Genomic DNA, 10,194 nt, shown 5'->3' with positions numbered 1-10,194 from the left:
GTGTGTCGGTGGTTGATAGCGGCAGGGAAACGCCCGGTCCCATTCCGAACCCGGAAGCTAAGCCTGCCCGCGCTGATGGTACTGCACTCGGGAGGGTGTGGGAGAGTAGGTTGCCGCCGACGCTAAAATTTAAAAGAGGAATGTAAGGCGCCGCCTGTCGAGTTGAGAAACATCTCCTCGGCAGGCGGCGCTTTCGTCGTTTCTGCCCCCGGGCAGAACTTATGGGAGAATATAGTCTTATGTCTGATCGCCCGAATCGTGACCACCAGAACAATCCCCGCGGGGGCCGGCCGCAGCGTGGGGGAGCACCCCGTCGTCCCCGCGGCGACCGTGATGACCGTGACTGGCGTGACAGCCCGCGCGGCGAGCGTGGGGATCGGCGTGAGGGACGTCGGGACGAGCGGTGGGGGGAGCGCGGCAACCGGGACAACCGTCGCGGTGGTGGCGAGCGTCGTCACGCACAGCGGGCCGGCGCCGAGCGCTCGCAGCACACCCGTTCCTCGCCGCAGCGTTCGGGCTTCCGTGAGGAACGCATCAACAAGCGGATGACCGAGCCGGATCTGCCGGACGACATCGACATCCACGTCCTGGATCCGATGGTGCTGCAGGACCTGAAGGTGCTGAGCAAGGATAATGCGGAGGCTGTCGCCAAGCACATGTTCATGGCGGCGACCCTGATGGAGGACGACCCGAAGCTGGCTCTGCGTCACGCCCGGGCCGCGAAGGACCGTGCCGGCCGCGTCGCCGTGGCGCGTGAGACCAACGGCATCGCCGCCTACCGGGCCGGCGAGTGGCGGGAGGCCCTCTCGGAGCTGCGCGCCGCCCGTCGTATGTCCGGTGGACCGGGGTTCATGGCCGTCATGGCCGACTGCGAGCGCGGTCTCGGACGTCCGGAGAAGGCCGTCGAGATGGGGCGTTCGGATGAGGCCCGCATGCTGGACCGCGAGGGGGCGGTGGAGCTCGGCATCGTCATCGCCGGCGCCCGCCTGGACATGAATCAGCCGGAGAGCGCCGTGATCACGCTGCAGCGTCTCAACCCGGACCTGTCCTCGCAGGGGGCGGTGAACGCCCGCCTGTCCTACGCCTACGCTGATGCGCTGGTGGCCGCCGGTCGCGTGGAGGAGGCGAAGGAGTGGTTCGCCCACGCCGACAAGATCGACGAGGACGACATGCTCGACGCGGCTGAGCGACTGTCGGAACTGTCCTGATCATCCGGAACCACTAAGCTTGGACACCATGAGTCTCCTGCGTACCCATGATGCCCTTCTCCTCGACCTCGACGGAACTGTCTGGGAAGGGGGACGCGCCGTCGCCGGAGCGGTGGAGGCGATCAACGCCGCCGGGGTTCCGGGCGTCTACATCACCAACAACGCGATGCGCTCCCCGGAGTCCGTCGCCGAGAAGCTGCAGGCCATCGGTCTGGATGCGGGGGCAGCGGACGTCGTCACCGCCGCGCAGGCAGCCATCGACCTGGCTGCGGAGCACCTGCAGGCCGGTGACGCCGTGTACGTCATCGGCACGGAGTCCTTCCGTGACCTCGTGCGTGCCGCGGGCTACCGGGTCGTCGACTCGGCGGCCGAGCAGCCGAAGGCCGTCCTCCAGGGCCTGGATCCGGAGGCCGGCTGGGCGGAACTGTCGGAGGCGGCCCTGGCGATCCGCAACGGCGCCACCTACTTCGCCTCCAACCTGGACACCACCCTGCCTTCCGAGCGGGGCCTGCTGGTGGGCAACGGTTCGATGGTGGCGGCGGTGGTCTCCGCGACGGAGGTCACCCCGACCTCGGCGGGTAAGCCGGAGCCGGCGATGTTCCACACCGCCGCCCGACGCCTCAACGCCCAGCGCCCGCTGGTGGTGGGCGACCGCCTGGACACCGACATCGAGGGCGGCAACGCCGCCGGAATGCCGACCTTCCACGTCCTCACGGGCGTCTCCGGGCACATCGCGCTGCTGGAGGCCCCGAAGGAGCTGCGTCCCACCTACGTCGCCGAGAACCTCAGCGCGCTGACCGAGGACGCGGCCGTCCTGCGCCCCGGCGCCCAGGGTGGTTTCACCGCGCGCGTCGACGGCAACGACATCCTGCTCGACCGCGGCCGCCCCGAGTCCACCTCCATCCAGGCACTGCGCACCGTGCTCGAGGTCGCCTGGGCCATGAAGAAGCCCGCCGACCTCATCCGCCCGATCAGCGAGCACGCCGCCCGCGCCGTCTCCGACTGGTGGTGAGGCCGATGGTCAACCCGGCTGACCTGGTGAGGCCGCAGCCGGAGGACGTCGAGAAGCAGGTGGCGGAGATCCTCGCGGAGACCGTCACCACCCCGGCCGAGGAGGCCGATCAACTCACCCGCGCGCATGCGGTCCTGCATCGCGCGCTCCAACAGGGACACTAGGAGGCTTCCATGGCTCCCACCCGTCGACGACTCGACGCCGAGCTCGTCCGCCGGAAGATCGCCCGCTCGCGCGAGCAGGCGGTCGACATGATCAAGGCAGGCCGCGTGTACGTCGGTGGATTCCAGGCGCAGAAGCCGGCGACCGTCGTGGAACCGGAGGTCTCCATCCGTGTGGAGGAGGCCGCGGACGAGGACTGGGCCTCCCGGGGCGCCCACAAGCTGCTCGGCGCTCTCGATGCCTTCGAACCGCAGGGGCTGAGCGTCGCGGGGAAGAAGGTGCTCGACGCGGGCGCCTCGACCGGCGGTTTCACGGACGTGCTGCTGCGTCGTGACGCCGCGGAGGTCGTCGCCGCCGACGTCGGTTACGGGCAGCTCATCTGGCGTCTGCAGAATGACCCCCGGGTGACCGTGCTGGACCGGACGAACGTGCGCACCCTCACCCCGGAGATGTGCGGCGGCCCCTGCGACATGATGGTCGGTGACCTCTCGTTCATCTCCCTGCGCCTGACGCTGCCGGCCATCGCCGATTCACTGCGGGACGGCGCTGACCTGCTGCCGATGGTCAAGCCGCAGTTCGAGGTGGGCAAGGACCGCCTCGGCTCCGGCGGGGTGGTGCGCAGCCCGCAGCTGCGCGCGGAGGTGACCCGCGAGGTCGCCGAGTTCGCCCTCACGCTGGGTCTGAGCTGCCGGGGGGTGGTGGCCTCACCGCTGCCCGGCCCCAGCGGAAACGTAGAATACTTCCTATGGCTGGTCAAGGACGGCGGCGCCACCGCCCCGAGCCCGGAACAGCTGGAGTCCATGATCACCACTGCCGTGCAGGAGGGTCCTTAAATGACCGACCGTCAGGTGCTGCTCGTCCCGCACACGGGCCGCAGCAAGAACCTCTCCGCCGCGGAACGTACCGCCGAGCTTCTCGACGCCGCCGGCATCACCGTCCGCGTCCTCGTCCACCAGGACGGCCGCCCGCTCGAGGGCAGCCGGATCCTCGCGCCGCTGGAGCGCGTCACCCACACCGCGGACGCCGCGGAGGGCTGTGAGCTCGTCCTCGTCCTGGGTGGTGACGGCACCTTCCTCCGCGCCGCCGACCTGGCGCACGCCGTGGACGTGCCCGTCCTGGGCATCAACCTCGGGCACGTCGGCTTCCTCGCCGAGTGGGAGGCGGAGTCCCTCGACGCCGCGATCCAGCGGGTCATCGACCGTTCCTACCGCGTGGAGGACCGGATGACGGTGGACGTCACCGTCCTGGACAACGACCTCGAGGTCATCGGCCGCGGCTGGGCCCTCAACGAGGTGAGCGTGGAGAACCTCAACCGTCGCGGCGTGCTCGACGCGATCCTGGAGGTGGACGGCCGTCCGGTGTCCTCCTTCGGCTGCGACGGCGTGCTCATCTCCACCCCGACGGGTTCGACCGCCTACGCCTTCTCCGCCGGTGGCCCGGTGCTGTGGCCGGAGCTCGACGCGATCCTCGTCGTACCGAACAACGCCCACGCACTGTTCACCAAGCCGCTGGTCGTGTCCCCGCGGTCGACGGTGGCCGTCGAGTCCAACCCGGACGCCTCCCCGGCGATGGCGGTCATGGACGGTTTCCGTCCCATCCCGATGCCGCCCGGTTCGCGCGTCGAGGTGGTCCGCGGCGCCCGTCCGGTGCGGTGGGTGCGTCTCGACGAATCGACGTTCACCGACCGTCTGGTCACCAAGCTGCGCCTCCCGGTCTCGGGGTGGCGTGGTCCGCGCACGACTCCGCCGGCCAAGGAGAACTAGCACAGTTGTTCGGGTAGTGTTGTCGGCATGCTTGCAGACATCGCCATCGAGAACCTCGGTGTCATCCCGGCCGCGTCCGCTGAACTCGCCGCGGGACTGACCGTCCTGACGGGTGAGACGGGCGCCGGCAAGACGATGGTCGTCACCGGCCTGCGTCTGCTCGCCGGGGGCCGCGCCGACGCCTCCCGCGTGCGCAGCGGGGCCCCGCAGGCGGTGGTCGAGGGCCGTTTCGTCACCACGGCGCTGGCCCCTGAGGTGTCCGCGCAGGTGACTGAGCTGGTCGATGCCGCCGGGGGCCGCGCCGACGAGAACGGCGAGTTCATCGCCTCCCGCACCGTCAACGCCGCGGGGCGTTCCCGGGCGCACCTGGGCGGCCGTTCCGTCCCGGCAGCCACTCTCGCGGAGTTCACCGGCCCGCTGCTCACCATCCACGGCCAGAACGATCAGCTCCGCCTGCTCGCCCCCGACCAGCAGCTGGCGGCGCTGGACCGTTTCGATCCGGCGATCGCCCCGCTGCTGGCCGACTACCGGGCGGCGTGGCGCACCTGGCGTGACCTGGCCTGGGACCTGCGGCAGCGCACCGAGTCCCGCCGCGAACTGGCCCAGGAGATCGACCGCCTGCAGTTCGCCCTCGACGAGATCGACGCCGTGGAACCCGAACCGGGGGAGGACGTGGAGCTGGTCACGCAGATCCGGCGGCTGCAGGACGTCGACACGCTCCGGGAGGAGGCCTCCACGGCGCTCACCGCCATCGACGGGCCGGAGACCTTCGGCGGTTACTCCGAGGAGGACCCCGCCTCGACGCTCCTGGGCCGCGCGGAGGCCGCGCTGACCGCCTCGGAGGACGACCAGCTCACGGAGCTGGGGGCCCGGTTGACGGAGATCACCAGCCAGCTCAGTGACATCGCCGTCGAGCTCGGTGGTTTCCTCGCCGACCTGCCGGCGGACCCCTCGCTGCTGGAGGAGTCGCTCCAGCGTCAGCAGCAGCTGAAGATGCTCACCCGCAAGTACGCCCCCGACATCGACGGTGTGCTGGCCTGGCGGGACAAGGCGCGCACGCGGCTGGGGCGCATCGACATCTCCTCCGAGGCTCTCGACGAGCTGAAGAAGCAGGTCGCCGCCGCCGAGAAGAAGATGAAGGCGGCCGCGCGGAAACTGAGCACGGCCCGCGGGAAGGCCGCCGCGGCGCTGGGCACCGAGGTGACCGCTGAGCTGCAGGGGCTGGCGATGGCGAAGTCACGGCTGACGGTGGATGTGCGGAAGGTCGCCCCGGGCGCGGACGGCGCGGATGAGGTCGAGCTCATGCTCGCCCCCAACGCCTCCGCGGAGCCCCGGCCCCTGGCGTCGAGTGCCTCGGGTGGTGAGCTCTCCCGCGTCATGCTGGCGCTGGAGGTCATCCTCTCCGCGGGGACGCAGGGTGCGACGCTGGTCTTCGACGAGGTCGACGCCGGTGTCGGCGGCCGCGCGGCGGTGGAGATCGGGCGGCGCCTGGCGCGGCTGGCCACCCGGAACCAGGTGATCGTCGTGACGCACCTGCCGCAGGTGGCGGCCTACGCGGACACGCACCTGCACGTCGCCAAGAACGTGGGCGATGAGGCGGTGACCTCGGGCGTGCTCACCCTCAGCGCGGAGGAGCGCGTGGAGGAGCTGGCGCGCATGCTCGCGGGCCTCGACGACACCGACACCGGACGCGCCCATGCGGCGGAGCTGCTGGAACGGGCCCGCAGCGAGCGGCGCGCCTTCACCACCGGGTAGGTCCCGACCGTCACAATAGCCACATGAGTCTGTTCTCCCGCACCGCCGACCTGCCCGGTCTGCAGGGCACCTTCCGCGACTGCACCGCCGGAGGCAAGGGCCTCCAGCGCCTGCGCGCCGGTGACATCGCCGTCATCAACACCGCCGACATCTCGCGCCGTGACGCCCAGCTGCTCATCGACGCCGGCCCCGCGGCCGTCGTGAACATGTCGCGGTTCTCCACGGGAGCGGTCCCCAACTTCGGACCACACATGCTTCTCGACGCCGAGGTCCTCCTCGTCGAGGACACCGGCGTCGACCTCGCCGCCGGCATCCGCGACGGCAAGAAGGGGCGCATCACCGAGGACGGCGCCGTCCACCTCGGGGAACGGCAGATCGGCTCCGGCAGGGTCCTCACCGCGGACGCGGCGGAGGCCAGCTTCACCGAGGCACAGCAGTCGCTGGTCGACCACATGGAGGCGTTCTTCGGCAACACCATCCAGTTCATCCACTCCGAGGGGCCGCTGCTCATCGACGGCCTCGGCATCCCGGACACCGGCGCGGACATCGCGGGCCGCAAGGCGCTCGTGGTCAGCCCCGGCCCGGACCACCGCAACGAGGTGAAGCTGCTGCGTAACTTCATCCGTGAGTACGACCCGGTCATCATCGGCGTCGACGCGGCCGCGGACACGCTGCTGGAGCTCGGCTACAAGCCGGACCTCATCGTCGGCAACCCGGCGGGTATCGGGGCGGACACGCTGCGCAGCGGCGGGCGCGTCATCCTGCCGGCCGACCCGGACGGTCACGCCGCGGGCCTCGAGCGGATCCAGGACCTCGGCGTCGGCGCCATGACCTTCCCGGCGGCGACCGACTCCGCCACCGACCTGGCGCTGCTGCTGGCCGACTACCACGGGGCGCAGCTCATCGTGAACGCGGGCAGCCCCTTCGACCTGGACGCGGTCTTCGCGAATGACCCGGCGGCCACGCCGACCGCGATGCTCACCCGCTCCAAGCTGGGGGCCCGCCTCGTCGACGCCTCCGCGATCTCCGACCTGTACACCGTCAACTCCGGCCGCGGCACCGCCTGGCTGTGGGCGGTCCTGGGCGTCCTCGTGGCCGCCGCCGCGATCGTGCTCATCGTGGGTCTGTCCGGTCCGGAGAGCTTCAGTGACAATCTCATCGACACCTGGAACAGCATCGCGCTGACTTTCCAGGGCTGGTTCAAGTAGGGGAGCAGATCATGGGTTCCACCACCGGCCGTGCAGGCTGGCTCATCGGCGGCATCGGGTTCGGCGTCGCCGCCGGCGTCGCGTTGGGCACTCTCGTGCTCGCGCCGAACATGCCGGAGGGGTCCGGCCGGAGCACCCTCGAGCTGGAGGCGGCCGCGGAGCGGGCCGACATCGCCGAGGCCCAGGCGGCCTCCGCGGACAGCGTCGTCGGCGAACTCGCGGCGGGGGCGGTCACCGACACCCTGAGCGACCGTCCGGTCCTGGTCTTCCGCACCGCGGATGCGGTGGAGGAGGATGTGGCGGGCGTCGGGGAGCTGCTCGCCGACGCCGGCGCCGTCAACGCCGGCACCATCACCCTGGCGGAGCAGTTCCTCACCGCCGAAGGCGCCGATCAGCTCAAGTCCATCGTGGCCAACACCCTGCCCGCCGGGGCACAGCTGTCCGAGGACCGCCTGGACCCGGGGCTGCACGCCGGGGAGGCGCTCGGCTCGGCGCTCATGCTCGCCCCTGAATCGGGCGAGGAGCAGGCCAGCTCCGAGGAACGTGGACTCCTGCTGCGTGCCCTGCGGGACGCCGGTTTCCTCGACTACGAGGACGGGACGATCCTGCCGGCCCAGGTCGCGGTGGTGATCACCGGTGACGATGACGGCACCCGGGGCCTCGCCGCCCGCACGCTCGCCGACTTCGTCGGGGCCCTCGACGCCCGCGGCAACGGTGCCGTCCTGGCCGGACGCATCCACACCGCCGCCGACACCGGCGCCGTCGGCCTGGTGCGTGCCACGGCGGACAACGGGGTGTCCACCGTGGACTCCGTCGACCGCGCCGTCGGCCGGATGGCCACCGTGCTCGCCGTGCGTGAGCAACTGGCGGGCGAGACCGGTTCCTACGGCTCCGCGGTGTCCGCTGAGGCGGCCAGCCCGGCGCCCTAGGGGCGGCTGGGTAGATTAGTGGGCATGACCACCCCCGGTAACCACCAGTTCGACGTCCTCGATTCGGAGCTCCTGCACGAATCCCCCATCCTCGCCCTGCGCCGCGACACCCTCGCGATGCCGGGTGGAGGCACCGGGCGGCGGGAGATCGTCGAGCATTTCGGGGCCGTGGCCGTCGTCGCCGAGCGGGACGGGGAGATCGCCCTGGTCCGCCAGTACCGCCACAGCGTGCAGGCCCGCCTGTGGGAGCTGCCCGCCGGCATCCTCGACATCGACGGGGAGGATGAGCACGTCACCGCGCAGCGGGAACTCGCCGAGGAGGCCGGCCTGGCCGCCGGGCGCTGGGAGGTCCTGTGCGACCTGGTCACCTCGCCCGGGTTCTGCGAGGAGACCGTCCGCGTCTACCTCGCCCGCGACCTGCATGAGGTCGACCGTGGCGAGGTGGAGCACGAGGAGGCCGACATGACCTTCTCCTGGACACCCCTGGAGGAGGCCCGCGCCATGGTGCTGCGCGGCGAGATCATCAACTCCATCGCCATCGCCGGCATCATGACGGCTGCGGAGGTGCTCGCCGGACGGGGACAGTCCCGGCCCGTCGACACGCCCAATCCGTGGCGGCCGCAGACGTTGGCGGCGCGGCGTCGGGAAGCAGACGTCGGCCCGGACCTGAAGAGGATGCCGTGACGGCCCGCGGCATCGCGGACACCTGGCTCGACCACCTCGCCGTTGAAAGGGGCCTCTCCGAGAACACCCTCACCAACTACCGCCGCGACATCAACCGCTACCTCGACTGGCTCGAGGAGGCCGGACGGACGGACCTGGCGGACGTCGCCACCGCCGACATCGAGGCCTACGTCGCCGACCTGCGACGCTCCGGCCTGGCGGCGAGCTCCGCGGGACGTGCCCTCGTGGTCGCCCGGGGCCTGCACAAGTTCGCCGTCCGGGAGGGCGTGCTCGGCGTCGACGTCGCCGCCGAGGTCTCACCCCCGAGCACCGGCCGCCACCTGCCCGACACCCTGTCCATCGACGAGGTGGCCACCCTCATCGAGGCCGTCCCCACCGATGACCTGGCCACCCCGCTGGACCTGCGCGACCGCGCTCTCCTCGAACTGCTCTACGGCACCGGGGCGCGCATCTCGGAGGTCACGGGACTGCTTGTCGACGACGTCACCGACACCGACGGCATCCTGCGGATCTCCGGCAAGGGCGGCAAACAGCGCCTCGTCCCGGTGGGCTCCAAGGCGCTCGAGGCGGTCGAGGCCTACCTCGTGCGCGCCCGTCCGGTCCTCGCGCAGGGCAAGTCGCACGCCCTGCTGCTCAACACGCGCGGGGGAGCACTGTCCCGCCAGAGTGCGTGGGCGGTGCTGAAGAAGGCCGCCGAGCGGGCGGGGCTGGACAAGGACATCTCCCCGCACACCCTGCGGCACTCCTACGCCACGCACCTGCTCGAGGGCGGTGCCGACGTCCGCGTCGTCCAGGAACTGCTCGGACACTCCTCCGTGACGACGACGCAGATCTACACTCACGTCACCGCGGAGAACCTCCGGCAGGTGTGGCGGGAGGCGCATCCGCGGGCTTAGGCGGTGTTACGAACGTCGTTTCAGCCAGTGCCGGATCACCGCTACCTGAACCGTCGCCTCGAAGTGCACCGCTAGTTTGTCGAAACGGGTGGCACACCCGCGGTGCTGCTTGATCCGGTTAATGCCCCGTTCCACGGTGTTGCGACGCCGATAGGCTGCGGTGTCGAAGGCAGGGTCGGCCACCGGTCGATCCCCTGCGCCGCCGGTGGGCGACTTGATCCTTCGGCTGGGAGATCTTGGCCTTGATTCCTCGTGACAGCAGATACTTACAGTTCGCGTGTGAAGAACATGCCTAATCCGCCAGCACCCGCTCGGGTCGAGATCGTGGTCGCCCACGCCCGGTGGATGGCACCCGGATTGCTGCCAGGACAAGGGCGATCACCAAGGCACCCCACAGTCCGCATCAATGCCCACGTGAACTTTTCTGGCTCTTCACGATTTAGAGTGCGTTGATCCTGGCCTGCAGCTGCCCGGAGTGGATCAGTGACCGCAAGATGTAGTGGTCGAGGTTCCGGAACCCGAGTGCGATGCCGCGTAGGTGCTCAAGCCGTCCGTTGATGGCTTCGACCGGGCCGTT

Annotated in this window: 12 protein-coding genes and 1 rRNA gene; 11 read left to right on the top strand and 2 right to left on the bottom strand. The window is 70.5% G+C overall.

Annotated features, from left to right (window positions below):
- Positions 1-4 precede the first annotated feature (4 nt).
- The 11 genes from rrf to xerD all read left to right on the top strand — a co-directional run bounded on the left by rrf (position 5) and on the right by xerD (position 9,617).
- Positions 5-122 (top strand): 5S ribosomal RNA (rrf, locus tag GXZ33_RS06795).
- Between the two features lie 117 nt (positions 123-239).
- The gene (locus tag GXZ33_RS06790) at positions 240-1,208 is read left to right on the top strand and encodes a hypothetical protein (protein WP_291340090.1); all 969 of its coding nucleotides are present in this window, start codon (positions 240-242) and stop codon (positions 1,206-1,208) included.
- A gap of 28 nt (positions 1,209-1,236) precedes the next feature.
- Complete coding sequence (locus GXZ33_RS06785) at positions 1,237-2,220, top strand: HAD-IIA family hydrolase (protein ID WP_291340089.1); 984 nt, start codon at positions 1,237-1,239, stop codon at positions 2,218-2,220.
- Between the two features lie 5 nt (positions 2,221-2,225).
- Positions 2,226-2,384: a hypothetical protein gene (locus tag GXZ33_RS06780; protein ID WP_291340088.1), complete on the top strand. Its 159-nt coding sequence runs from the start codon at positions 2,226-2,228 to the stop codon at positions 2,382-2,384.
- 9 nt (positions 2,385-2,393) lie between these two features.
- The gene (locus GXZ33_RS06775; RefSeq protein ID WP_291340087.1) at positions 2,394-3,215 is read left to right on the top strand and encodes a TlyA family RNA methyltransferase; all 822 of its coding nucleotides are present in this window, start codon (positions 2,394-2,396) and stop codon (positions 3,213-3,215) included.
- Positions 3,216-4,145, top strand: a complete 930-nt coding sequence (locus tag GXZ33_RS06770) for an NAD kinase (RefSeq protein ID WP_291340086.1) — start codon at positions 3,216-3,218, stop codon at positions 4,143-4,145. It begins immediately after the preceding gene.
- A gap of 27 nt (positions 4,146-4,172) precedes the next feature.
- Positions 4,173-5,900, top strand: a complete 1,728-nt coding sequence (recN, locus tag GXZ33_RS06765) for a DNA repair protein RecN (RefSeq protein WP_291340085.1) — start codon at positions 4,173-4,175, stop codon at positions 5,898-5,900.
- Between the two features lie 23 nt (positions 5,901-5,923).
- Positions 5,924-7,108: a putative cytokinetic ring protein SteA gene (steA, locus tag GXZ33_RS06760; protein WP_291340084.1), complete on the top strand. Its 1,185-nt coding sequence runs from the start codon at positions 5,924-5,926 to the stop codon at positions 7,106-7,108.
- An 11-nt stretch (positions 7,109-7,119) separates the two neighbouring features.
- Entirely contained in the window at positions 7,120-8,037 is a 918-nt protein-coding gene (locus tag GXZ33_RS06755; RefSeq protein ID WP_291340083.1) for a copper transporter, read from the top strand.
- Between the two features lie 24 nt (positions 8,038-8,061).
- Positions 8,062-8,721 carry an NUDIX hydrolase gene (locus tag GXZ33_RS06750; protein ID WP_291340082.1) on the top strand — a complete coding sequence of 220 codons (660 nt, stop codon included), beginning with the start codon at positions 8,062-8,064 and terminating at the stop codon, positions 8,719-8,721.
- On the top strand, positions 8,718-9,617 hold the full coding sequence (xerD, locus tag GXZ33_RS06745) for a site-specific tyrosine recombinase XerD (RefSeq protein ID WP_291340081.1): 900 nt from the start codon (positions 8,718-8,720) through the stop codon (positions 9,615-9,617). Before GXZ33_RS06750 ends, xerD begins: the two co-directional genes overlap by 4 nt.
- 6 nt (positions 9,618-9,623) lie before the next feature.
- Here xerD and GXZ33_RS06740 read toward each other — a convergent pair whose 3' ends face one another.
- On the bottom strand, positions 9,624-9,800 hold the full coding sequence (locus GXZ33_RS06740) for a transposase (RefSeq protein WP_291340080.1): 177 nt from the start codon (positions 9,798-9,800) through the stop codon (positions 9,624-9,626).
- Positions 9,801-10,056: 256 nt separating this feature from the next.
- Positions 10,057-10,194 (bottom strand): transposase (locus tag GXZ33_RS06735; RefSeq protein ID WP_291340091.1); only part of this gene is annotated, 138 nt, incomplete at its 5' end.

The organism is Corynebacterium sp. (assembly GCF_012838985.1).
Lineage (GTDB): Bacteria > Actinomycetota > Actinomycetes > Mycobacteriales > Mycobacteriaceae > Corynebacterium.
This window is presented reverse-complemented; position numbering and strand designations above follow the sequence as displayed.

Coding starts and splice junctions, on each gene's coding strand:
- steA (WP_291340084.1), top strand. CDS start 5,924: ATGAGTCTGTTCTCCCGCACCGCCGACCTGCCCGGTCTGCAGGGCACC.
- GXZ33_RS06785 (WP_291340089.1), top strand. CDS start 1,237: ATGAGTCTCCTGCGTACCCATGATGCCCTTCTCCTCGACCTCGACGGA.
- GXZ33_RS06775 (WP_291340087.1), top strand. CDS start 2,394: ATGGCTCCCACCCGTCGACGACTCGACGCCGAGCTCGTCCGCCGGAAG.
- GXZ33_RS06770 (WP_291340086.1), top strand. CDS start 3,216: ATGACCGACCGTCAGGTGCTGCTCGTCCCGCACACGGGCCGCAGCAAG.
- GXZ33_RS06755 (WP_291340083.1), top strand. CDS start 7,120: ATGGGTTCCACCACCGGCCGTGCAGGCTGGCTCATCGGCGGCATCGGG.
- GXZ33_RS06780 (WP_291340088.1), top strand. CDS start 2,226: ATGGTCAACCCGGCTGACCTGGTGAGGCCGCAGCCGGAGGACGTCGAG.
- recN (WP_291340085.1), top strand. CDS start 4,173: ATGCTTGCAGACATCGCCATCGAGAACCTCGGTGTCATCCCGGCCGCG.
- GXZ33_RS06790 (WP_291340090.1), top strand. CDS start 240: ATGTCTGATCGCCCGAATCGTGACCACCAGAACAATCCCCGCGGGGGC.
- GXZ33_RS06750 (WP_291340082.1), top strand. CDS start 8,062: ATGACCACCCCCGGTAACCACCAGTTCGACGTCCTCGATTCGGAGCTC.